The organism is Ekhidna sp. (assembly GCF_965212185.1).
GTDB lineage: Bacteria > Bacteroidota > Bacteroidia > Cytophagales > Cyclobacteriaceae > Ekhidna.
Genome location: NZ_OZ243102.1, coordinates 1,981,714 through 2,006,770, shown reverse-complemented (window position 1 = coordinate 2,006,770; position 25,057 = coordinate 1,981,714). Strand labels below are relative to the sequence as shown.

Sequence of the window (25,057 nt, the reverse complement as noted above, 5' to 3'; positions counted from 1 at the left end):
ATAAAACCTGATTTTTTACTCACTTTTATTGCCATAATTACCTAATATGATGATCCGAACCATCTATCTAACCCTCTTATTTGTAAGTTGTGCACCTTCAAATCAGTCTTCAATTGAACAGATAGATTCTAAAAAAGTTGTTCAATTAATCGAACAAGGTGTTACCGTTATCGATATCAGAACCCCCGATGAATATGCTAGCGGACATATTCCTGATGTTATTCATATTGATTTTTACGATGATTCTTTTCTGGAAAAAATGAAAGCAAATGATATTGATAAACCCATTGTCATACATTGTGCAAGCGGAGGTAGAAGCGCAAAAGCCGCAAAAATGCTCAATGAAGCGGGATTTAGTAAGATTTATGATTACACGGGCGGTTTCTCTGATTGGTCTTCAAAAGGTCTTAAAATAGAGAAATAGTGGACTGTGTGTCAAGGAAAAGAGTTTTTGAGAATGAGAGTTTAGCAATTGAGGCTCTTGTTCAAAATCATATAAGAAACGAGTATAAACCGGGGGAAGGACCCAGAAACATATATCAGTGTACTGAGTGTGGGTATTGGCATTTTACATCAAAAGGTGCTGATCATGAGCTATTTAGAGATTCGGAAATCATCAGCAGAATCAAAAACGAACGAAGAAGTTATATGTGGGAACACAGATTGAGGTAAAAAAAGAACCGCTTCGTTGGGCCGAAGCGGTTCGGATTCAATGTATTTATTATGAGAAGATTAATAATTAGTCTTGAATCCTAATGCAAATAGAACGAATTTTATTGAAATAGTTATATATTTTACATTAACGGTTGTTAAATAATTTATGAATATGAATCAAGAGCAAGTATTACAACGATTAAAAGAAGGTAATGAAAGATTTGTAGCAAGTAACCTCAACGGAGAGCTACAAGATGATGGTAGAAGATCAGAATTAACCACCGGCCAAGCACCCTGGGCCATTGTTTTGAGCTGTGCTGATAGTAGAGTAGTGCCTGAATTAGCATTCGATACAGGATTAGGAGAGCTATTTGTACTTAGAGTAGCTGGTAATATTGCGAATACTGACACTATTGCAAGCATTGAATATGCTGTTGCGCATTTGGGTACCGGTGTGATTGTTGTTATGGGACATGAAAGTTGTGGTGCTGTAGGAGCAGCATTGGCAGGAGGTGATAATGGATATAACCTTAACCACTTGCTCGCACAAATTGAGCCTGCAAAAGCTCAAGCCGGAAGCTCTGATGTAAATGTTGTTGTTAAGAAAAATGCAGAACTTTCAGCAAAAGACCTTTATGATCGATCAATCATTATAAAAGGTGCGGTCGATGGAGGTAAACTACAAATCGTTACAGCATTTTATAACCTTGGAAGTGGAAAAGTAGATTTTCTATAGAAATAATCCCTTTTTAAAGTGTAGTAAAAGGCCTGTGGAAATACAGGCCTTTTTATTTGGTTAAGGATTTTCTTGAATTGAGATCTTGCACAATGAAATTTACTCTTTGCATATCGTTAATAAGTTCGTTCATATGCGTTTTCTCAAAGTCAATCATCTCTTTTGTAGTAAAGCTTTTTGTGATTTCCTGCTCTACCAATATTAAGGTTTCTATAGACTTAGATAATTGATTAACCAGATTTTTTGTTCGAAAAAGTCGTTGATAAAATTCTGTCAACATTCTATTGTGCATGGTGTAGTATTCCAATGGAGGTGTGCTTGAATTAATGCTTGCAAGCAGTATTTCGAAATCATTGATGGACTTCTTGTCTATTTCATTAAGCTTAGGAAGATACACGGTATTGATGTAGTTTTTCAGTATTCGAAGGGATTGAATAAGCGAAGTTTCGCTGCTGAGTATATGAGCCTGAATTTTCCTTTTTTTAGTTGGATTCAACCCGTTTATATTATTAGGAAGTACACTGCTTACTACACTTCCAAGACCAAAAAGACCACCTATTGTCTCTGTAGTACCCTTTAATGCACGATAGAGGTTAAAACCATTTGGAATAAGTAGGTAGTAATTCTGAATGTATTTTTCAATCACCTTTGTATGTGCCAAGATGCTATCAGGAATCTGCATTGCTGACTCATACTCATTGATTGATTTGATAATTGTTGCAATCCTGATAGAGTCTGATTCATGCAATGAGCTTTCCAGATTTTGAGCTTCCAGGTTTAGGTCAGCTACTCTCATATTAAGCTCCCTATAATAATGGGGATAATTAGTTATTGTCTGAAAATAAGTATGAGACATCTTGAGTTGACTTTTACTTAGAGGAGCGCAACTGGAAAGCAGAGCAACGGATATCAAAAAAGTGAAAACATATTTCATGGTTTAAATCTCAATATAATTGGGATAACAAACTGATAATGGTTGCAAAACTTTTATGCGAGAGCTCGTTGTTTTACCTTTGTAATTCCATTAAACCAAAAGCATCGAGAAGTTATCTTCTTAAACAAAGACCAAAAAAACTCAATACATCAAATTGAACGTCTCCTTAAAGAAAGGAGTGGTCTGTGATTCTTGATATAGCAATTTTTGCTATTTATGTTGTTTTGGTTTTCCTCGTAGGACTTTACTTCTACAGAAAAAATAAAACCAGCGACGACTATTATGTCGCAGGTCGTAATGTTTCCTCGTGGCATATTGGACTGTCTGTTGTTGCCACAGACGTTGGCGGAGGATTTTCCATTGGTCTTGGAGGTCTTGGTTTTACTATGGGTTTATCAGGATCATGGTTACTCTTTACTGGCTTAATTGGTGCTTGGATGGCTGCAGTGCTATTGATTCCAAAAGTTTTTCAGCTTCCAGGCATACAAAAGCTGACAACACTCCCACAGATATTTGAATTTTTCTATGGCAAGCGAGTTGCGGTTTTAGCTGGAATTATTACTACTATAGGATATCTAGGTTTTACCAGTTCGCAGATCATTGCAGGAGCAAAATTAGCATCTGGGACCTTCGAAGGGTTCTCTGTTAATCATGCTGTTCTTTTGATGGGTATTGTAGCGGTTGGTTATACCATTCTGGGAGGTTTGAAGGCTGTTATTTATACTGATACATTTCAGTGGATCATTTTAATGGCTGGTTTACTGTTTGCAGGCGTTCCGTTTGCATTTGATGCCATAGGTGGATGGGAGGCAGTCAATTCCATTGTTAATCAAGACTACCTTACCCTTACAAATCTTACATGGAAAGATTTGGTTAATTGGGCAATCACGATCATTCCAATCTGGTTCGTGGGGATGACACTTTATCAGCGAATATTTGCGAGTCGAGGAGAAGCACAGGCAAAAAAAGCCTGGTTTATAGCAGGACTATTTGAATGGCCAATGATGGCGTTTTTAGGTGTAATTCTGGGCTTATTTGGTCGAGTTGCTTACGAACAGGGCATGTTTGAGTCTATTGGATACGCAGCAAGTATGGAAATGGACCCTGAACTAGGATTACCAGTTTTACTCAGAACAGTACTACCACATGGGCTGATGGGATTAGTGCTTGCTGCCTATTTCTCAGCAGTAATGTCAACCGCAGATAGCTGTTTGATGGCTTCATCCGGATCATTGCTTACTGACATTTTGGGCTATAAGGGTGGGGGATCTGATGAGATGGATAAGAAATCGCTTAAAGCTTCTCAATTAATTACTTTGAGTTTAGGTATTATAGCCCTTGTCATAGCATTATTCCTAGAAAACGTTCTTGACGCAATGCTTTTTTCCTATGCATTTATGGTATCCGGACTATTCATACCTATCGTAGGCGCATTTTATTGGAAAAGAGCATCTAAGGAAGGAGCTTTTGTTGCAATGATTGTTGGAGGATTAGTAACCACATGTCTTACACTCCTGAATATCAAATGGTTTGGGCTTGATCCTAACCTTTATGGAATTATATGCGCATCGATTGTATTTATAACCTTTGGATTATTTAACACTAGATAAAATGAAGATATCTATTAAAAAATATGCTCCAGCACAAACTGTGGGCCTTTATGAAAAAGAAGAGATTGTAAGTTTTCTACATCGGTTTTTGGATGAATTTGGAGATCCAAAGGATGATATCAGAAAATGTATAGAATACGCCTTGAATGCAGGAAAACATCCAGGAGGTTTAATCCTCTCTGCATGGGATGGAGATACCATAGTAGGGGCAACTATCATTAACAAGACTGGAATGGAGGGTTATATCCCTGAGAATATCCTGGTTTACATTGCCACTCATTCAGAATATAGAGGAAAGGGAATCGGGAGGCAGCTCATGGAAAGAGCTTTTAAAGAAACAGAAGGGGACATTGCCTTACATGTTGAGCCAGATAATCCTGCCAAGAAGCTTTACGAAAAGCTTGGATTTACAAATAAATACCTCGAAATGAGATGGAAGAGATCATGATCAATGATTTAATTGAATTTAGACACGAGTTACATAAGCATCCCGAAGTATCAGGTAATGAGTCTCAGACTCAGCGTAGAATAATAGAATTTTTGAAGGAGCTGGGAGTGGAAGGGAAGAAGATTGGTGGGACAGGTGTCTTTGTTGTATTCGATTCTGGCAAGCAAGGGAAAACCATTATGTTGAGATCTGATCATGATGCACTTCCAATTCAGGAAATCAATTCATTTGAATATAAATCAATCAATGAAGGAGTTTCTCACAAATGTGGGCATGATGGCCATACCGCAATTATGTGTGGAGTGGCGAGATATTTTAAAGAAAATCCAATTGATCAGGGAAAGGTCATTTTGGTATTCCAGCCTGCTGAAGAAAATGGAGAGGGAGCGAAAGCGATTCTGGCGGACAGTCAATTTGATTTTCAACCGGATCTAGTATTTGCATTGCATAACATACCGGGTTATTCACTTAATAAGGTTGTTTTTAAAGAAGGAAACTTCACTCCAGCGGTGAAGAGCATTATTGTCAAGTTGGATGGTAAAACATCTCATGCAGCTGAGCCTGAACTGGGAATCAACCCTGCTGCTGCCATCTCCGAACTCATTGCAATGTTTGATGAGGAAAGCCAACCGAATCTTGATAAGGATGATTTTGCCCTTACGACTCCCATTTATATAAAAATGGGCGAATTATCGTACGGTGTTTCTGCTGGACATGGCGAAGTTCACTATACGTTAAGAACCTGGAGTAGTGAAGTAATGACTGATTTCTGTGATAGAATATTAAAGAGAATTGATGAGATCGCAGAAAAATATCAACTTTCACCAGTCATAAGTTGGACGGAAGAATTTGATTCCAATAAAAATGATGCAAAGGCGGTGAATTACGTCAAACAGGCTATTTCAATGAATGCATTTGAATCAGAAATTCGAGAGTGGCCTTTCAAATGGGGTGAAGACTTTGGGTTATTTACACAAAAATATCCGGGAGCAATGTTTGGCATTGGTTCCGGTGTAGATTGTCCAGCCCTTCATAATCCAGACTATGATTTCCCAGATAAGATCATTGACACAGGAATCAAAATGTTTACGACAATAGTAGAGAAAGCAATAGATGAATAGTCCTTCTTATATAGAATTAAGCAAACAGGCATATGAAAATAATCTACATTTCCTTAGGTCTTATATAAAGGCAGGGACCAGGATTTCGTCTGTTGTAAAAGGGAATGCCTACGGTCATGGGATTATTGATTTTGTGCCAATGGCAGAATCCCTTGGTATTGACCATTTTTCTGTCCATAGTGCAGATGAGGCTATGGAGGTGCTAAAAGCCAAGAAAAACAAGTCGACAGACATTATGATTATGGGGTATATCTCTAATGAAGATATTGAGTGGGCCATAAAAAATGACATTTCCTTTTTTGTTTTTGAATTTGATCGACTGCAAACAGCTGCTAAGACAGCTCAAATGATTGGGAAAAAAGCTCAGATCCACATTGAACTTGAGACTGGAATGAACAGAACCGGATTTGATGAGGAAGAGCTTAAAAGACTTATTCCATTATTAAAAGAATACCAGGAATATTTGATAATTGAGGGTGTATGTACACATTATGCCGGAGCGGAGAGTATTGCTAATTATCTGCGTGTTGAAGAACAGAAAAAGAACTATCAAAAAATGGTTCAATTGTTAGTCGATGATGGGATTGAACCCAAAATGCAACATTCTTGTTGTTCTGCAGCTACAATCAGACTTCCTGATATGCATGGTGATATGGTAAGAATCGGTATCCTTCAATATGGATTTTGGCCTAGCCGAGAGATCTTTATCGAGTTTCTAAAAGGACGAGAGGATAAGACAGAACCACTCAATAGATTGATCACATGGAAAAGCAGTGTCATGAGTGTGAAAAATGTTGTTATGGGTGAGTTTATTGGGTATGGAACCACATTTCTTGCCCAGAAAGACATGAAGATCGCCATTGTTCCAATAGGTTATTCTCATGGGTTTAGCCGTTCGCTTAGCAATACCGGAAGGGTCTTAATAAACGGTATTAGAACATCTGTTGTTGGAATGGTTAATATGAACAACCTTGCCATAGATGTTTCTGAACTTGATGAAGTTAAAAAAGGAGATGAGGTAACATTGATTGGAACGAATGGCGAAATTGAAATTAGTGTTTCGTCCTTCAGTGAGTTAAGTGACCAATTGAATTATGAACTCCTGACAAGATTACCTTTGAAAATACCTCGTATAATAAAACAGTAATGGCATTTATAGAATTATATAAAGACAAGCTGAAAAAGAACTATCATTTTCTTGATAATCTGTTTAAAGAGAATAACATAGAGTGGGCGGTAGTGTCAAAACTATTGTGCGGCAATGAAAAGTACCTAAAGGAGGTAATTGATCTTGGTACTAAGGAAATTTGTGATTCAAGGATCAGCAATCTGGAAGTAGTCAAGAAGCTTGATCCAAGTGTTCAAACGGTTTACATCAAACCCCCTGCTAAGCGAAGCATTCATCGCTTGGTAAAATACGCAGATGCCAGTTTTAATACAGAATTCAAAACCATCAAATGGATTTCAGATGAAGCTGTCAAGCAAAAAAAGAAACATAAAGTGATCATTATGATCGAGTTAGGTGATCTCAGAGAAGGTGTCATGGGCGATCATTTAATGGACTTTTATGAATCTGTTTTCAACTTGCCTAATATCGAGGTAACTGGAATTGGCTCTAATTTGAACTGTTTATATGGGGTGATGCCTTCAGAAGATAAGTTAATACAACTATCTCTATATGAGCAACTTATAGAGGCTAAGTTCAATAGAAAAATCCCGTGGGTTACCGGAGGCACATCAGTTGTAGTTCCATTAATATTCAAAAAACAAATCCCGGATGGAATTAACCATTTTCGTATTGGTGAGATGTTGTTTTTCGGGTTAGATCTGTTTACTCAAAAGACGGTTCAAGGTATGGAAAGTGATGTTTTTAGGTTGTACTCTGAAATTATAGAGATTACTGAAAAACCACGAGTACCTATAGGTTATATGGAAACCAACCCATCAGGAGAATCCTTTGAAATAAATGAAGAAGATTATGGAAAAATGTCCTATCGAGCGATTCTCGATATAGGTCTGTTAGATGTTTCAGAGGATTTTCTAATCCCGGATGATGAATCAATCAAGATAACCGGAGCAAGCTCAGATATGCTGATTGTAGATATTGGAGAGTCTAGCGAAAAATATAAGGTAGGGGATCTCGTTTCATTCAAGCTAAAGTACATGGGTGCACTAGGAATTTTCAATTCAGATTATATTGAAAAACGAGTAGTGTAGAATTAGTGATAGAGTGCATACTTTTGCAGCATAACCTAATCGATAATGTCTGCAGATTTTCAAAAGAAAAAGCTTGGATACTTTTTCAAAATTCTTGATCTAAATAGTAACGGGACCCTTCAAATGGATGACTTCACCGAATTGGTGGAGAAAGTGCGTGTTACGATGGCTTATGAACCTGAAGGGACAGGACACAAACGTATTACTGGCAAAGCAGTCAAACTATTCAACTCTCTGGTTGATGACATTAAACCCTCATCTTTTAATGAAATTTCAGAAGAAGAATGGATCAATTTCTTTTTAGAGAAGGTGATTCTTTCCCGTGATGAAGAAACACTTGATGACTACAAAGAGCTGATCTTTAATTTCATGTTTGATTTCTTTGATCAAAACCGCGATGGATATATCTCAAAAAAGGAATATGAAGACTTCTATGATATTTTCGGGATCGATCGAGCGTACTGTGATAAGGCTTTTTATCTGCTGGATAATACCCAGAGTCATCGCTTGTCAAGATATGATCTAATGAATGCCGTTGAAGAATTCTTCTCAACTAGTGACCCAACACTTCCTGGAAATTGGATTTTTGGAAATTGGGATTCTAATCCTCATGCAGTTCTGTAATCTTTAGATGTTAACCTAAGATCGACGTTAGGGATTTGAAAGTACCACTCTTAAATCATTGATGGACGCATTTCGGGCTGATTCCTCCCATTAGGGAGGTTAGGAAGGTGTTTCTTGACAGGATTTTGTTGAAATCTAATAAAACACCCCTTTAATCTCCTAAAGGGGATAATTCGCCCTTAACTTATATCAAATTCAGGTTAGGTCATTTAACAACTCATCATCTACCAGATTTGGTAGAGTCACTTTCAGTTCAGGCGTACGGTCCATTTCTCTTTTAATTGCAAAAAGAGCTTCTTCATTTCGTGCCCAGCTTCTTCGCGCAATGCCATTGTTCACATCATAAAAAAGCATGGCCTTGAGTCTTCTGTCTGCTTCAGCAGACCCATCCAACAGCATTCCAAAACCGCCATTGATCACTTCTCCCCAGCCAACACCTCCACCATTGTGAATCGATACCCAGGTTGCGCCTCTAAAACTATCTCCAATAACATTTTGTATGGCCATATCAGCAGTATATCTGCTGCCATCATAGATGTTACTTGTCTCACGGTATGGAGAGTCTGTTCCACTCACATCGTGATGATCTCTTCCCAATACAATAGGTGCCGAAATCTCACTAGCCTTAATTGCCTTATTGAATGCTTCAGCAATTTTTGATCTGCCTTCGGCATCAGCATATAGAATCCTAGCTTGGGAGCCCACTACCAATTTGTTGTTTTCTGCTTCCTCAATCCATCGGATGTTGTCTTGCATTTGCTGCTGTATCTCAGAAGGGGAGTTGGATTTGATTTCTCTCATTACATCCAAAGCTATCTGGTCTGATTTGTTGAGATCTTCTGGCTTTCCTGACGTACAAACCCATCTGAAAGGCCCGAATCCATAGTCAAAACACATCGGTCCGAGGATGTCCTGAACGTATGACGGATACCTGAAATCGATCCCATTTTCTGCCATAACTTCACCACCAGCCCGCGAAGCTTCCAATAGAAATGCATTCCCATAATCAAAGAAATAGGTACCCCGCTCAGCGTGCTTATTCACAGCAGAAGCATGTCTTCTAAGTGTTTCTTGAACATGCTCCTTGAATTTTGCAGGGTTGTTACGGATTAAATCATTCGATTCATCAAAACTCAACCCAACAGGATAATACCCGCCGGACCATGGATTGTGCAATGATGTTTGATCGGATCCAAGTTCAATAAGAATTTCTTCTTCAAAGAATCGCTCCCACACATCCACCACATTACCAACGTAAGCAATGGATATAACCTCTGAATTTTCTTTGGCTTTTTTGACTCGTGAGACTAACTCACTAATGTTCTCAATAATTTCATCTACCCAGCCTTGTTCGTGACGTTTATATGCCGCATTTGGATTTACTTCCGCACATACTGTAATACACCCTGCAATGTTTCCGGCTTTAGGCTGAGCACCACTCATTCCTCCAAGCCCTGCTGTTAAGAAAATCTTTCCTGCAGGAGAAACACCAGCTCCCAACTTTTTACGAAAAGCATTCATGACGGTGATGGTAGTACCATGCACAATTCCCTGCGGGCCAATGTACATGTAAGATCCGGCCGTCATTTGACCATATTGGGAGACCCCCAAAGCGTTAAATTTTTCCCAATCATCAGGTTGAGAATAGTTGGGTATCATCATGCCATTGGTAACAACCACTCGTGGAGCTTCTTTATGTGAAGGGAATAACCCCATCGGATGACCTGAATACATATGAAGCGTTTGATCATCTGTCATTGTTGCCAAATACTGCATGGTAAGCAGGTATTGAGCCCAGTTTTGAAAAACAGCCCCATTTCCACCATATGTAATGAGTTCTTCTGGATGCTGCGCTACTGCCGGATCCAAATTGTTTTGGATCATCAACATAATAGCAGCGGCTTGCTTTGACTGAGCAGGATATTCATCAATGGGTCTAGCATACATGTCGTATTCAGGCATGAATCGGTACATATATATTCGCCCAAACTGATTCAACTCATCTGAAAATTCTGGAGCTAATTCCTTGTGCCAGTTTTTAGGGAAGTATCGTAATGCATTACGTATGGCTAATTTCTTCTCTTCAGGAGTCAGAATGTCCTTTCTCTTAGGAGCACGATTGACACCCTCTTTTAACGTTTTCTTGTTTGGTAGGGTATCCGGAATGCCTTGAAGTATTTGTTCTTGAAATGTCATTTTTATTAGCCTTCTCGGTGAACTTTGTGGTTAAAAAACTTAGTATCTATCAAATTCGTCACTAAATGATGTTTCCAGGGTAACACCTTCCTTTTTAGCTGTCTCAGAAGCCACAGTTATCAATTCCTTATTTTTCACCATTTCAATGGCTGTTTCCATTGTTTCATTCATCACTCCATCTTTAGTAATGTGCTCAATTTTCGATCGAACATGATTATGAATGGCTGCCATGATCTTGCTGGATTTTAGTGGTCGATGAAAATCAAGTGCCTGAGCAGCGCAGAAAATTTCCACACCAATAATCTTTTCAACATTCTCAATTACTCGAAGTGCTTTCCTTCCCCCAATAGAACCCATACTCACATGATCTTCTTGCCCCAGGGAAGTAGGAATACTGTCTGCGCTTGCCGGGAAACAAAGTCCTTTATTTTCGCTCGCCAATGCTGCTGTAGTATATTGAGGAATCATAAATCCGGAGTTAGTTCCAGTTTCCTTCAAAAGAAGCTTTGGAACTCCTGGCGTGTCACCTTCCAGTGATAGGTAAATTCTTCTATCCGAAATATTTCCAACTTCTGCTGCTGCAAGGCATGCATAGTCAATGGGCAGTGCCATCGGCTGACCGTGAAAATTACCGCCACTTATTGTATGATCTTTGCTAAATACGATTGGATTATCTGTAACCGAATTGATTTCTATTTCCAGCATTTCCTTCACATGTAACCACGCATTTCGAGAAGCACCATGTACTTGTGGCATACACCGGAGAGAGTAGGGGTCTTGAACTCTGGCACAATTAGCATGCGAGTGCACCACCTCAGATCCATTGAGCAGGTGATTGATAAAGGCGGCCACATGTCTATTGCCTTTGTAAGGCCGTACTTCATGGAGTTCAGGAGAAAATGGTTTTACGGAAGCAAGAAGACCTTCCACCATCATTGCCCCGGAGATATCTGCATGAGTTAGCACATTCTGTAGCTTTTCCACTATAAGCACAGCATGAGCAGCAATGAATTGAGTGCCATTGATCAATCCCAAACCCTCTTTGGCTCCTAATTCAATCGGTAAGATATTCTCTTTCTTCATCCATTCCTTTGTGTCCAGGAAATGGCCATTTACCCGTACTTTACCTAATCCTAGTAATGGAAGAAAAAGGTGGGACAATGGTGCCAGGTCTCCAGATGCACCTACAGAACCTTGCTCTGGAACCAATGGAATTATATCATTATCAATGTGATGAATAATTCGGTTGATCGTTTCCTCTCTGACACCAGAAAATCCTTTCGCCAACGCATGAACTTTGAGAATCATCATCAGCTTTGCCAAAACATCTCTGATTGGATCTCCTAGCCCTACAGCATGGCTCATTAATAAGTTTTTCTGGAGTGTGCTTGTTTCCTCTTTTGATATCTGTGTTGTACACAGTGGACCAAAACCAGTATTTATTCCATATACAGCCTTGTCTCCATCTGCAATCGCTTTAACCTCGCTTGCACTTCTATTTATTTCTTTCCTTACTTTATCGGTAAGGATACCTTTAGTATTCCCGTGAGCTATTGAAAGTGCAATTCCTGCGGTCAAATGGTCTTCACCATAATGAAATACCTCTGGAGTCTGTGTCATAGTGAAAGGTTGTTATAGCAACAAAGTTAAATACAGTCTTCATCAATTTTGATTTTGAATCAGATTAATAATTTCTCCAGGTTCTGGAAGGTTAAATGAGCTTATAACGACATCAGAGTTGATGTGCAGCGAAGACATAAAAAAACCGGGTGATCCTTTGATCACCCGGCATGTAACTTAATTTTTCCTCCGTAAAGTATGAAGAGGAAGTACATATTATAACTACTAACCCTTCATTAGGTTCTGTGTATTCTTACAATTGGTGAAATAAATCGACCAACGGTAATTAATAATAGATTTCTTGTGCCAAACGATAGGTATTTGAGTGAGCTTCTAAGATATCTTTGATGTCTTCGGAATATCCACCGCCCATAGAAGCCACTATTGGGAGGTCGTTTTTCTTTGCTTCCTCTATAACTAATCGATCCCTTGACTTGCAGCCATCTGTAGTTAAGGCTAGACGTCCGAGCTTATCAGTTGCAAGTACATCCACCCCAGATTGGAAGAAAATAAAGTCGGGTTCTAGATCATTAATGAGACGCTTCACAGTTCTGTCAAGAATTGAAAGGTATGTTTTGTCGTCTGTCCCATCTTTTAGTGGGATATCCAAATCCGATGCTTCTTTTTGCAATGGATAATTATGCTCTCCATGCATGCTAAAAGTAAATACCCGATCTTCTTTCTTGAAGATTTCAGCAGTACCATTACCCTGATGAACATCCAGATCTACGACCAATATTTTGCTGGCTTTGTCATGATCGAGCAAGTATTGAGCTGCGATTGCGATATCGTTTAAGAGACAAAAGCCTTCAGCTCTATTGGTGAAAGCATGATGGGTACCACCTGCAATATTCATTGCAATTCCATATTCCAACGCATAATCTACACATTGTATGGTTCCAGCATTGATAGTAATTTCTCTTTGGACAAGTTCTTTTGAAATTGGAAAACCACTCATCCGTTCTTCTTGTCTTGTGAAATTAAGAGTTTGAAGTTTCCTCCAGTATTCCTGAGTGTGAACAGATAGAATCTCTGATTCAGTCAGTATACGGGGTTTGAAAATGTTCTCTTCATGAATTGTACCTTCATAAAGCAGTTGTTTTGGTAGCAGGTCATACTTTTCCATTGGGAACCTGTGTCCATGTGGAAGTGGATGATTATAAATCGGTGACCATGCTATTTTCAACATTTCAATTCAAACAACATTTGTTCATTAATGTTAGCATATTATCTTGTATTGATAAATCATTAAATACTAAGCATGCCAAGACTTCAGGTAGAACGTTCGATCAAAATTAATGCGCCTATTCAAGTCGTATATCCTGCAATTAATGATTTTAATAAATGGGTAAAATGGTCACCTTGGCTTATCATGGATCCGGATGCGAAAGTTACTATTGCTGAAGATGGGAGATCTTATGAATGGGAAGGCAAAAGAGTGGGTGCTGGAAAGATGAAAATCCGACAAGAGCGAGAAGACGAATACATCCACTTTGATTTACATTTTCTAAAGCCTTGGAAGTCGATTAGTAGTACATCCATGCATCTCAAAAGTATCGATGAAGGAACAGAAGTTACCTGGACTATGGATTCATCACTTCCATTTTTTATGTTTTGGATGAAGAAGATGATGAGTGCATATATTGAAGCTGATTATGAGAGAGGATTAGATATGTTGAAATCTTTTGTTGAGCAAGGTGAGATTCACTCAAAACTGGAATTTGAAGGATCTTCAGATTTCATTGGTTGTAATTGGATTGGAATTAAAACGGACTGCTCATTGGAGGTTGTTGGTACCAGCATGGAAGCAGACTATGGCATGCTTAAAGCATATTCTGAAGAAAATGATGGTTTGGTCAATGGCCCATTTTTCACGATTTACCATCGGTGGGATATTGTAAGGCAAGGTGTATCTTATGTTGCAGCTATGCCTGTGAATAGTATTCCAAATGACTTACCACAGAACTTTACATCTGGTACAATTGCCAAAACTGAAACCTATAAATTAAAACATGTAGGAGCATACAAACATCTTGGAAATGCATGGAGCACACTCTACGCGATGCATAGAAATAAAGAGCTTAAGCCGCGAAAAGGATTAATGCCGTTTGAGGTCTATCAAAACGATCCGCAAAGCACCCCTGAAAAGGATTTAATAACTGAAATTCATTTTCCAGTTAAATAGCTAATCTAAGCCTACAACCTCTGGCTTACCTACATTCAGATTCTTGAAGAATTGAGGTGCTGAAAGGGTTACTTTAAAGTAAAATAATTGCCCTTCTGTTGGTGCATTTGGAAACATCGAAAGGCGAAATTCGAATGTGTCAAACACTAAACTTTCATTTCTAATACGAACCCCTCCTCCAAATGAATAGTAGGTATTCGAATAAGGATTCTGAATCCTGTTCTCTTCTACATATCCAATTCCTGCATGTGCATAAGTGGCGAAGCGAAAGCCATAAAAATACCACGGCTGGAATACAACATATTCTGTCGTAAACGATAACAATTTGTTGCCTTTAATTCTAACACCTTCAATATTTCGAATTCTGTTTTCTCCAGCTAAAGATTGAGAAATGGGTATGGATAATTGCTCTCCATTAAAATAATGGATGCGGTTAAATATCCTTGAAGATGCGACTCCTAGATTGATTAGAGGCGTAAAGTGTCGGGCGTCTATCTCGATGATATTATCCGTTTTTTTAGATTGAGAGATGAAATATCCTGACTCTAAGCTTGCAACAAAATATCCCAGACTTTTATTATAAGTTGAAAAACTTGTTTGAAATCCACGATAGTCTCTGTCTCCAAATTCTGTCCAGTCTTTACCAATCAAAATAGAATAAACGAATCCAATCGGAACATCCTCAGTAATATTGAATGAAAGGATATTTTTCGTTTTCAAAAATTTGATTTTGGTATATGACAATCCACTAATTAAGAAGTGATGATTGTGATAGATGGTGTTGCTATCAGGCTGTACTTCAGGTCTTTGATCGAAGTAATCGTGTTGTAACCGTATTGCAACACTGATATTTTTTCTGTCATCCAGTATGAAGGATCTGGCTCCCCATATATCATAGCTTTTTCTATCAATCGAAGCATTTTCTTCATATACAGAGTCAGCGAATGTAAGATCACTGATGGGCTCCTCGTGTTCAAAAATTGCTTCGCCGTAGTACCTGAATTCAGGTGAAATGAATTTTCGTTGGAATTTGATGCCTTTGCTTTTGCCAAGGTAATTGTCAGAAAGGAATACGGTACCGTCAATGAATGAATCCTTGATATTTCTGATGGTATAGTGTGAATCAAAACCATGCATTGGCGATTCATTTCGACTATGCAGATATCCAATCCCAAATTCATTCCCTGTACCCAAGATGTTTTTATTGGCGAACCCAAGTCTATATGCGCTATTTTCATTCAGTGAGACCTCAACTGTCCATGGAAAACGATCTTTCACTACCACAATAGCTTGTGCTCCATTTGAGTTTCCAGCATCATTCTTAAGAATAATTCTAGCATCTTCAATATAAGGTAGTGATCGGATAATTCTTTCTGAATCGGCAATCTGGAAGGGGTCAACTACATCGCCATTGTGGAAAAGCAGTTGTTTATAAATGACAGATTTGGAAGTATTCTTATGTAGTTCATTGGTCAACCGTCCGATATTTGATTGAGCTTTTTGAGTGGTGTCATTCACAGATCCTCCAAATAAGTCAACAGAAACGTATTTGACCGACGTAATTGTTTTTCCCTCGAATGGTTCAAAGTAGGATTCACTTCTTACAGGTTCTTTTTTATCTAATCCATTTTCTTTTGGTTTATTGGTAATAAGGAGGTTATAAAGTTCTTTGGTGACTTTACTTTTTTGTGCTACTGAATAAACAGAATCATAAAATCCATCAGAGAGCACATACTTATTATCATACACTTCATATTCAGCGTTTTTTGGTATTGCAATGGTGGTGTCATTTTTTGCAATAATGAGTGAATCTGCAATTACCAAAACATGATTTTTTTTGAGGATAATGCTCTTTGTTTGAGCAAAACTCAAAAAGGACAAAGCCAATAAAAAGATAAAGAATATGCCTCTTTGTGTTCCGATCAATCTGATTTTAATGATTATATAAAACAAGTATAGTTAATAACTGACTAGGGTTTTTCTATGAATGAATTCGAAGGTTAAAAGGGCCTAATAAAATTGAAATCTAATGAAAAAGGCTATTCAATTTATTATGCAGATTTGGTAAACCATGCTGTTTTTGTGGCGCATTGATTAATAAAAATGAATAGCGGAAAGATTAATTGTGTCAAACATTCTTTAGAATCATGACTATACCACTTAGAACCATCATTACGATTACAAAAGTCTAAATCGCGAAGTTTTCAGTTTCTTTAAATAGCCCTTTACCAATGATAGCACCGTTATTCGCACCTAAGAGATATCCATTTCTGTTACGTAAAATCTTATTCGAAATCCGCTTTAGAAATTAGTCCATGCTCAAAAAATGCAGCGACCACCAGTTCAGTCATCTCACTTTTGAACGTAAACTCCTCGCGAATATCAGTGACATAAGCGGATAATTTCATTTTCAAATAGGATTTACGATCCTTCACTTCATTGAAGAACAACACTTTTATGGGTTTTTTCAAATACACCAATTTCGATACTTGCGCCGCTTGTATTGCAAGTGATCTGGCTTTCAATGTATCTATATGCATTGGTAAAAGAATTTCTGCGATAACCTGACAATAAGCACTCCCACTATTGGTGTTTGATACGGATCCATTCATAATCTCACTATTTGGAATGGAGACCAATGAATCACCTGGTGTAACAACTCGGGTGGACCTTAAGCCAATGTTTACAACCTCCCCGTAATAATCTCCAACTTCAATTTTATCACCGACTACAAAGGGACGATCAAAAAGGATGACGATACCGCCAAAAATGTTTTTTAGAATGTCTTGAGCAGCAAAGCCTACAGCTACACCTATAGATGCACTTAAAGCCAAAATAGTAGCTGCCGGAGGTCTGAAAATTCCAGCTATAATGATGGTTAGTAACAGCACCCAGGATAAAATTCGAACAACAGGTACAAAGCCTTTTAAAGTAATTCGATAAGTTGTGCTACGCTCTGCGATCAGCTCAAGTACTTTAGTTAGTATTCGGATGATGAAATAGCCGGCGATTAGAAATATGATTGACCAAATGATTTTAGAAATGGAGAAGATTTCTGAAAGATTAGGAGCTTCCTCGGCAACTTTTTTTAAATCATTGTCTGATTGAGTGTCTAATACCTGAGAGTGACTGTATCCTATAATCAATAACCCCCATAAAAAAAGTGAGATCTTTTTCATTAGAGTAGATTTTTTGAATTTAGAAGTGATATTACGCTTCGATAGATGAGCGGATTGACCATGAAATAGTCATTCTTCTTGAGTAGGATTCCATCTTCATGCATACTTGATAGAAGTATCTGGCTATGATGAATCTGCACTCGTGCAAGTGAAGCGTGTTGCTCAATTGTTAAGCCATCATGCAGAATCAGCAAATGAAGCGTTGAAATCTTATCATCGGGTAGGGTGGTTATGAAATTGAAATCGGGTTTTTTAAATTGTCCAATGACGATGGAGTCATTCGTTACTTCCTCGGTAGAGAGGAGCCAGAACATTAAGGCCATGCTAATGTTACTGGAGGAAAAGTCAATTAAATTTTGAAAGAACGCTTTCTTCAAGTGGTTTTGTTTTTCTGACTCTGAAAGTTTATTAAATCTCTTGGAATCTAGATCAGATTCAGATGGCTTGAAAAAGAGCTTATACCCGCTGATTCGATTCCTTTTTTGAATGATATCCTCAATTTCAGTTTCTGTAGGCTCATTCATTTTAATTTCAAACCTGAATACATCTTCTAATTGAATCGTCTTTTGAAAATATTGCCAGCAATATAGGTTGCAAGTTACGACCCATAGCACTTTCCGGGAGGTGTTTTGAATCAATCGTGAGAGTTCGATTATCATTTCAAATCCACCAATTTTTCGGAAATACATTCGCTGCAGGTCCTCAATGATGATTACCTTCTTTACACCTGAATTAATTTTTTCAGCTACCTCCCCCCAGGAAGTTTCGTCATTGATAGATTCGTCAATGGTTTTAGCAAAAAATTGAAATAAGGCCTTTTTACTGTTTGAAGTAGCAGCAAACCGATTACAGCGATATTTAAAAACACCTTTTTCTTCAACGAAGTTGACAAAAGAGGTAAGTCCGCTCCATTTTTCGCCAATGATGGCTATTGAGGCTTGCTTATCACTAACCCAATAGCTGTAAGCCTGCTCCAACAGAGCTAGCTCTTTCGATCGACCTACATAAAGTTCCTGATCTGTAATGGGAGTAATTTGGTAAAGGTTACGATAGATCAGAGGTAATGATTCTATTACTTTATCTGTATCGATCAGAAAGTTAGAAACCTCAATATCTACGTCTTCTTCTGTATCAATAGAAAGCGATCTGGTAAGTTTATCTTTCCAGTGTATCAGGATATCGAATTTGCTTTTCGTGTAAGAACGTAATTGGTTGTACCTCTGAAGTACCCGTTCTTTCATTTGTGCTTTGTATTCTTCAGTAGACTGAAGCGCTTTTGCACGCATGATTCGAATACGAATTTCTCGTACGTTTTCTGTTTTGGTTAAATCCTCCAGAGAATCAGTATACTCCTCAATAGTGTTAGAGACCTTCTCGTTAGCAAATTGCATTTCCTGCTTTAAAGCCTTCTTTATGTCATCCAACCTTGCTGCAGATCGGTTTAAACTGGCTATTGCTATACTTTTTGCTTCTTCAATATCCTGACTATTATCAAGTTCTTCTAAGGCTGTTGTGAAACCATAAATAATCATATGATCCAGATCTTGAGCGATCAGTAGGTTTTCATTTAGCTTTCCTACTAATTCAGCTTTAATGGCATCACACTTTTCACTGAATGAAGGGGCGGTCTCAAAAACGATAAGGTCGTATGGTGATATTGTTGTTATTTCATCCTCACTTATAGGCGCAAGGTAATCGGTAGGCACTTTTGGTGTTCTTCTTTCAGTGGTGAGTTTTTCTATATGATTGATGGTGTTAGCCTCTATTCTTGCAACTCCATTTATCAATTTATTGTTGCTGAGCTTCTGTAATAGCGAAGGAATTAACTCTTTATCCAGAGTTTTTTGAGAGTGATAAATCTGTTTTTTTAGAACAGAAGAAAGATCATCATCTGTTTGCTGAATTTGCTTCAGGGATTCACCAATGAAATTATTAATGGCATCTAATTCTTCTCCAATGTACTTGCTTAGGAGATCCTTTTGATTTTCATGAAAGAGCTCAAGATCTTTATTTGCCTGAAATACCAAGGCATGAAGTGCTAAATCAGAGCGCCAGGACTCAAGAAACAAATCAAACGTATTGACCCAACCCTGATCGGTTTCCAGCCAGACATCATCAAACTCTTTGAACTTCTTTTCTATCCTCTTTAATGAATATTTACGGTTGGACAATTCAATGGTACCGGCTCGCTCGATCGTCTCATTCATATCCTCGAGAGCGGAAGCTAATTGCAGTTTCAGCTCCTTTTTATATAATCTTTTTAAAGAGGAAAGCTCTTTTTTTAGAGATTCTGTTCGATCAAAGTCAAAATCAATTTTCCCAGGAGTCTTTTGTTTGGTTTCCCATTGATACAGATCAATGTATGCTTTCATTATCACCTTGTTGTAAGACTCAGTGAAGGGTTTGAAATGTTGAGCAAACTGATTGATGAGGCAATGCCTAATGATACTCCTTAAAGATACTTTATGCTTCCAGTAGGTTTTTTTACGGCCTATGATTCGTCGTGGTAATTGTGATAAGATCCATATCAACCATTTGAAAGGCTTCACTATTTTGATAAACAAAGGATCATCCTTCACTATTTTAAACCGTTCGGGAGATTGCCCGAGGCTTATTGAAACAGGAAGCTGCTCCAGCTGTTCATAAAATGCGGATAGAAAGTTATCAGCTAATGAGCTAAAGCTTTCGGGCTCATAAGTATTGCCAATATCTTCGGTGTACTTTAATAGTTCATGCTTACAGGTTATCAGATCGTTCCAATCTCTTTTTGAAGACTGGTAGGTTTTTGAAATGACTTTCTCTAACTCTTCGAATTCTTTTAACTCGCTTTTGATGTTACTGTCAAATGCAGAGAAAAGCTTATTTAATACCAGGTGCTCAAAATCACTTTTAAATTGCTCCAGTTTTTTGCTCATAGTGATTAGGTGATCACAGTTTTTATGAAGATAAGTGATTTACTTCATTGCAGAAAATTGAATGATTAAAACCTGCCAAAAGTCGATTAGCTAACTTCAGAGTAGCGGTTAAAAGCACTCAGACATTGATGATTAATACCTGTGAAATTGTTATCACCTAAAACATACCGGCTTTCAATGTGTTTAATCTGTCCCAACAAACAATGGTATTATGTATTATCTGGAAGTCGTTTTAAAACTAATCATAGGTTTAAGTATCCTTAATGTATGGTTAGTAAGAGCTAAGAATTCAACACCCTTCAGAGGTGGATCGGCTTCTAACATTAAAGAAGAATTTGAGGTTTATGGTTTACCATCATGGTTTATGGTTGTAATTGGATCAGTTAAAGTTCTTTTATCGATCGGACTAATTGCATCTATTTGGTATCCGAGCTTAGAGATGATCACATCTCTTGGAATTGCTGCTTTAATGACGGGAGCTGTGTCTATGCACTTTAAAATAGGAGACCCAATTAAAAAGGTATTTCCTGCTGCATTATTCTTATTGCTATCAGTTATCGTTTATTTGATATAAGCACTGAGAAATAAGTTGTAGAATAGATGTGCATTTATAAGCATAAATGCAAATGATGGAATTGATTGCTTTGCACTATCACCCATCCTCACACGAATGATAAATCCTAGGAGCATTAAAAAGGATAGACCCATTGTTGCAATCAAACCAGCAAAAGGAAACTGTATCCCAACGATAATACCTATCGCACCTAGTAATTGAAAAATGCTTGTCATAATTCTTTTTTGATCAGTAAGGCCGAATCGTAAAAATTCTGCCACCATTAGATCAGAAAAAAGACACATAATTCCATAGTAGAAGAAAGCTAATGCTGTAACCACAGCTATCCAGATATTGATCGTCATATAGGACATTAACCAGTCTTTCATGCAATAGTTTAGTTTGTGGCTTGTTGGATATTACTATTTCTCATTAGTTTTATCTGTGATGGATACACCTAACCAATCACCGATTCCAAAGTGGCTTACAAAACTTCAGCAAAATAGCTGGGAGCCGGAAATTCTTCTTTCAGGTATTGTTTTGTATGGAATGTTTAAAGTGCCAGATATTTTGGATGAATTTCTTGTGTTTTTTAAACTGAATGTATTTGGAAATTCTCAGGATGTTGATAATCTGGTAGCCCTTTTTAAAATGGGAATCTACTGGTTGATCACCGGGCTTATTATGCATTTAATATGTCGGGGTGTATGGATTGGAATGGTTGGTTTGAGCTACACATTCCCCAATGGAATTCAACTTGATAAAACAAGGTACAAATCAAAGTTTCAGGACAAGGTTTCCAGAACTCCTTCTTTTGAGCAAATTGTAATCAAGTTGGAAAAGATTAGCAGCTCGTTGTTTAGTATTTCATTCATGCTTTTTATGAGTGTCATCGGTGGATACATGTTTTTCCTGGTGTTGATTGTGCTGCCATTCACTATTTTGTATGTGTACTTTGATTTAGGATTCACAGGGCTGGCTTTTGAAATTTTTCAGGTATACGTAATAGCAATTGTAGCAATCGCCTTGATTGGTTTATTAGATTTTGTAAGTCTAGGATACCTCAGAAGGTTTAAATGGTTTGTAAAAATCTTTTGGCCCTTTCATAAAGTAATCAGCATTCTTACTCTTTCCAGATTCTACAGACCCATCTACTATGGGGTGGTTACTAACTTCAACAAGTGGGTGTTTTTTCTATTTTTAATGGTATTCACATTTATCAGTATTGCAGGTGCTGGGTCTATGACAGGCGCCACTTATCCAGGCGATCCTTATTCACGTCTGGACTTTTGGGGAAATGCAAGAGGATATACCGCTTATAGTGGATATTATGATGATCAAAATCAAGATGAGTTTTCCATGAGAGCTCATATACCTTCGGATGTAATCAACGGAAATGTTTTAAGATTATTTGTGGTTGCCAATATCACCTCTGAGGAACCAATGATGGAATTCATGCCTCTTGATTCATTAAGAGAGGTGTATCCAGACACAGCCAGAGCTGCATTGAACTTAATGATAGTTAAAGGATTTTATACTGCTAAAATTGATGATAAAGAGGTGAATATCGATAGGTGGTACTATCATTATAAAACTCAAACTAAGCAAAGAGGATATTTAACTTACATAGATATAAGTACCTTATCTGAAGGTATGCATGCCTTGGAAGTGAGAGGGCCAATAGAGCGGTATTCTTCACCTTTTGCTGTTATTCCATTTTACCGAGATATTACATTGAAGCAAAACCAACCTGTGTCTCAAGAAAAATCCGAAAAGAAGGATGCAGATTTTCAGCCTAAACCTTTTGGAATAAGGGAATAAAAAATCAAAACTTATAAAGTCTTGATTTTTCTTGAAGTACATTTCTAATTTCTTAAGCCTTGGATGCTTTCGTTAGCGGCACTATTTCATCCGATTTAAGCCATTGCATACTTATGTAAGAAAAAAGGAATCCTGAGGCCATTGCTTCAACAAAAATCACACCCGCGATAGTGAACTGATTTAAGAATAGTTTTTGATTCTGACTTTCAATGATTGATTGCATGAAAGCACCGTCAATGAATAAGTAGACCAAAATGAAAGCCGAAAATATTGCTGCTGTCATTAAACCAACGGCAAATCCAGTTCCTATTCCCGACAGGTAGTTGTATTCCAGATTCGATTTGTTGTTTTTAAATTTCTTAATCGCTGCGAATGTACCTGCAAACATTATTAATGCATTGAAAGCTCTCAACTCTGTAATGTAAATGAGTCCAAACAGCTTCATTATAAAAAAGAAGGCGATAAGCCCAAGAGTGGTGTAAATACCGTAACGTAAAATATGTTTTTCCAGCGTTTCCATATTGATGGAACAAAAAAAACGGATGACTGTTTTAAAAAATTAAAATAGTGGTTTATTGACGGTTAATGTAACTAACCATTGTTTTGATTGTCTCCACTGAGTAAATCATTGATCTCCCGCAGCGCATTGTCTAATTCTATTGCTGAAGCATGCAGATTTTTGTTGATGAACGTTAAATTATCAGATTGTTTAGGTTCGTATAAATCCACCAACCCAAGTATACGAGCTAGAGGTGCGCGCACAATGTGTGAATTCGATGAAAGATACTCTTGAAGTTGCTTGTTTTTCTTTTCGACTTCCATGGTTCTCTGTTCTACCAACTCCTCCAGATTGCTATTCATCTTTCTTATCTCATCATTTGCCTTTCGAAGTTCTAACGCCTGTGATTCTATTTGACGGTTAAGTTTTTGAAGTGCTTCATTAGCTTTTCGCTTACGACTGTAATTGATGTAGAGAAGATAAGAGATGATTATCATTCCAACCAATCCAGCTAGTAGGGTATTCCTTACCCAAACCGCATTAGCTAACGCTTTTTCATTTTCAATTTCGATTTTACGTCGTTCTATTTCCTCCTGCATTCGCTGCTGTTTAAAAGCATCTTCTGCTTCTTTGAATGCCGTACGTCGAGTCAAATCTATATTGATGAGCGAGTCATTCAGTGCTTTATATATCTGTAAATAACTGTATGCTTCTTTAAAATTTTGAGACTGACCGTATAGTTCTGCAAGATTCTTAGCGGCCTCTCTCGTTTCCGCACGTAATCCAGCTTTCTTTGCAAGATTATAGGCCTTTTTGAAATACAATTCTGCCTTTATGGGTTGATCCAGTTTGTAGTGCATCATCCCTAGGTCAATGTAGGTTAGACTTAATACATATTGATCTCGATATTGCTCTGCTAATTCTGCTGTGAAGTTCAGGTATTTGAATGCTGAGTCAGGTTCATTCAAGTACATGAATGTACTTCCAATGTTATAGGTTGCATAAAAGGCATTATCAATAATGTTTAATGAATTTGCTCTATGAAGCGATTTTCTCAGATACTCTAACGCAAGATCATAGTTCTTCTTCTGTTTGTGGATATGACCTATGTTGTTTAGAAGCACTCCTTGTCTGGCCTTATTATTTAATTCATCATATAATTTTGCAGCCTGCTCATAGTAGTTCAGTGCCAGCTTGGTATCTCCAATAAAATTATACGCCCGACCGATGTTGTTTAAAATTTTAGCCTGACTATTTTTATTATTCAGGTCTTCATACATCTTCAATGCCACCATAAATTCCTGTAGTGCTGGATAATATTCACCTAAAGAAGTATGGCCAATGCCTCGATTCATGATAGCGTCAGCTTCTCCCAGTGGATAATTCATGGAACGGGCTAGTTGCTCAGCCTGAACAGAAAGCAGGATACTACTGTCTGGATTACTGTTTCTAATGATGTAGCTTAATTCGTTCATTGCCTCCACCTTACGGATTAAATCCGAGGAATTTTCAATGACATCAATAAGCTCTTCAATATTATCCTGAGCAATGAGGCCACTCGAACAAAGACATAAGATGGTTAATATGTATGCGCTACTTTTCGGCAAGTAAAAAGACGATTAAATCAAAAATTACAATAAAAAAAAATACCGGAACAACACCAAATTATTTAATAAAGCACGAAAAAATGTATTGTAAATAACTTTATTAGGTGTCATTCAATTACATTAAACTTCAATCCCATT

21 protein-coding genes are annotated in these 25,057 nt (G+C 37.7%); 11 read left to right on the top strand and 10 right to left on the bottom strand.

The window, feature by feature from the left end; all coding sequences use genetic code 11:
- Positions 1-46 precede the first annotated feature (46 nt).
- Entirely contained in the window at positions 47-424 is a 378-nt protein-coding gene (locus ACOMC3_RS08740; protein WP_420319161.1) for a rhodanese-like domain-containing protein, read from the top strand.
- 402 nt (positions 425-826) lie between these two features.
- A complete protein-coding gene (locus ACOMC3_RS08735; RefSeq protein ID WP_420319160.1) occupies positions 827-1,390 on the top strand; it encodes a carbonic anhydrase in 564 nt (187 codons plus the stop codon).
- Positions 1,391-1,442: 52 nt separating this feature from the next.
- Here ACOMC3_RS08735 and ACOMC3_RS08730 read toward each other — a convergent pair whose 3' ends face one another.
- Entirely contained in the window at positions 1,443-2,186 is a 744-nt protein-coding gene (locus ACOMC3_RS08730) for a hypothetical protein (protein WP_420319159.1), read from the bottom strand.
- Between the two features lie 323 nt (positions 2,187-2,509).
- On the opposite strand from ACOMC3_RS08730, the gene ACOMC3_RS08725 reads away from it, so the two are divergent.
- Genes ACOMC3_RS08725 through ACOMC3_RS08700 form a run of 6 tightly spaced genes read left to right on the top strand, consistent with a single transcriptional unit; the run spans position 2,510 to position 8,344 of the window.
- Positions 2,510-3,934: a sodium:solute symporter family protein gene (locus tag ACOMC3_RS08725; RefSeq protein ID WP_420319158.1), complete on the top strand. Its 1,425-nt coding sequence runs from the start codon at positions 2,510-2,512 to the stop codon at positions 3,932-3,934.
- Position 3,935: 1 nt separating this feature from the next.
- Positions 3,936-4,382: a GNAT family N-acetyltransferase gene (locus tag ACOMC3_RS08720; RefSeq protein ID WP_420319157.1), complete on the top strand. Its 447-nt coding sequence runs from the start codon at positions 3,936-3,938 to the stop codon at positions 4,380-4,382.
- Positions 4,367-5,503: an amidohydrolase gene (locus ACOMC3_RS08715; RefSeq protein WP_420319156.1), complete on the top strand. Its 1,137-nt coding sequence runs from the start codon at positions 4,367-4,369 to the stop codon at positions 5,501-5,503. Before ACOMC3_RS08720 ends, ACOMC3_RS08715 begins: the two co-directional genes overlap by 16 nt.
- On the top strand, positions 5,496-6,650 hold the full coding sequence (alr, locus tag ACOMC3_RS08710; protein ID WP_420319155.1) for an alanine racemase: 1,155 nt from the start codon (positions 5,496-5,498) through the stop codon (positions 6,648-6,650). Before ACOMC3_RS08715 ends, alr begins: the two co-directional genes overlap by 8 nt.
- A complete protein-coding gene (locus ACOMC3_RS08705) occupies positions 6,650-7,720 on the top strand; it encodes an alanine racemase (RefSeq protein ID WP_420319154.1) in 1,071 nt (356 codons plus the stop codon). The genes alr and ACOMC3_RS08705 overlap by 1 nt, the downstream gene beginning before the upstream one ends.
- Before the next feature lie 45 nt (positions 7,721-7,765).
- Positions 7,766-8,344, top strand: coding sequence for an EF-hand domain-containing protein (locus ACOMC3_RS08700; protein ID WP_420319153.1), 579 nt, complete (start codon positions 7,766-7,768; stop codon positions 8,342-8,344).
- 195 nt (positions 8,345-8,539) lie between these two features.
- Here ACOMC3_RS08700 and ACOMC3_RS08695 read toward each other — a convergent pair whose 3' ends face one another.
- The 3 genes from ACOMC3_RS08695 to ACOMC3_RS08685 form a co-directional block, all read right to left on the bottom strand.
- Entirely contained in the window at positions 8,540-10,540 is a 2,001-nt protein-coding gene (locus ACOMC3_RS08695; RefSeq protein WP_420319152.1) for a urocanate hydratase, read from the bottom strand.
- 39 nt (positions 10,541-10,579) lie between these two features.
- A complete protein-coding gene (gene hutH, locus ACOMC3_RS08690; RefSeq protein WP_420319151.1) occupies positions 10,580-12,160 on the bottom strand; it encodes a histidine ammonia-lyase in 1,581 nt (526 codons plus the stop codon).
- A 286-nt stretch (positions 12,161-12,446) separates the two neighbouring features.
- On the bottom strand, positions 12,447-13,349 hold the full coding sequence (locus ACOMC3_RS08685) for a histone deacetylase (RefSeq protein WP_420319150.1): 903 nt from the start codon (positions 13,347-13,349) through the stop codon (positions 12,447-12,449).
- A 72-nt stretch (positions 13,350-13,421) separates the two neighbouring features.
- Between ACOMC3_RS08685 and ACOMC3_RS08680 the strand changes: the two genes are divergently transcribed.
- Positions 13,422-14,345 carry an SRPBCC family protein gene (locus tag ACOMC3_RS08680; RefSeq protein ID WP_420319149.1) on the top strand — a complete coding sequence of 308 codons (924 nt, stop codon included), beginning with the start codon at positions 13,422-13,424 and terminating at the stop codon, positions 14,343-14,345.
- On the opposite strand, the gene ACOMC3_RS08675 is transcribed toward ACOMC3_RS08680, so the two are convergent.
- From ACOMC3_RS08675 to ACOMC3_RS08665, 3 genes are all read right to left on the bottom strand, one after another.
- Positions 14,346-16,271 carry a hypothetical protein gene (locus tag ACOMC3_RS08675; protein WP_420319148.1) on the bottom strand — a complete coding sequence of 642 codons (1,926 nt, stop codon included), beginning with the start codon at positions 16,269-16,271 and terminating at the stop codon, positions 14,346-14,348.
- A gap of 359 nt (positions 16,272-16,630) precedes the next feature.
- On the bottom strand, positions 16,631-17,524 hold the full coding sequence (locus ACOMC3_RS08670) for a mechanosensitive ion channel family protein (protein WP_420319147.1): 894 nt from the start codon (positions 17,522-17,524) through the stop codon (positions 16,631-16,633).
- Positions 17,524-20,439, bottom strand: coding sequence for a hypothetical protein (locus ACOMC3_RS08665; protein WP_420319146.1), 2,916 nt, complete (start codon positions 20,437-20,439; stop codon positions 17,524-17,526). Before ACOMC3_RS08665 ends, ACOMC3_RS08670 begins: the two co-directional genes overlap by 1 nt.
- A 211-nt stretch (positions 20,440-20,650) precedes the next feature.
- Between ACOMC3_RS08665 and ACOMC3_RS08660 the strand changes: the two genes are divergently transcribed.
- Entirely contained in the window at positions 20,651-21,013 is a 363-nt protein-coding gene (locus ACOMC3_RS08660) for a DoxX family protein (RefSeq protein ID WP_420319145.1), read from the top strand.
- Here ACOMC3_RS08660 and ACOMC3_RS08655 read toward each other — a convergent pair.
- On the bottom strand, positions 21,001-21,381 hold the full coding sequence (locus ACOMC3_RS08655) for a DoxX family protein (RefSeq protein WP_420319144.1): 381 nt from the start codon (positions 21,379-21,381) through the stop codon (positions 21,001-21,003). The two genes, ACOMC3_RS08660 and ACOMC3_RS08655, sit on opposite strands and share 13 nt — an antisense overlap.
- 58 nt (positions 21,382-21,439) lie before the next feature.
- Between ACOMC3_RS08655 and ACOMC3_RS08650 the strand changes: the two genes are divergently transcribed.
- The gene (locus ACOMC3_RS08650; protein ID WP_420319143.1) at positions 21,440-22,813 is read left to right on the top strand and encodes a hypothetical protein; all 1,374 of its coding nucleotides are present in this window, start codon (positions 21,440-21,442) and stop codon (positions 22,811-22,813) included.
- Between the two features lie 52 nt (positions 22,814-22,865).
- On the opposite strand, the gene ACOMC3_RS08645 is transcribed toward ACOMC3_RS08650, so the two are convergent.
- Together ACOMC3_RS08645 and ACOMC3_RS08640 are read right to left on the bottom strand one after the other, a co-directional pair.
- On the bottom strand, positions 22,866-23,333 hold the full coding sequence (locus ACOMC3_RS08645) for a DUF4199 domain-containing protein (RefSeq protein ID WP_420319142.1): 468 nt from the start codon (positions 23,331-23,333) through the stop codon (positions 22,866-22,868).
- A 71-nt stretch (positions 23,334-23,404) separates the two neighbouring features.
- Entirely contained in the window at positions 23,405-24,919 is a 1,515-nt protein-coding gene (locus ACOMC3_RS08640; protein WP_420319141.1) for a tetratricopeptide repeat protein, read from the bottom strand.
- Positions 24,920-25,057: the final 138 nt, after the last annotated feature.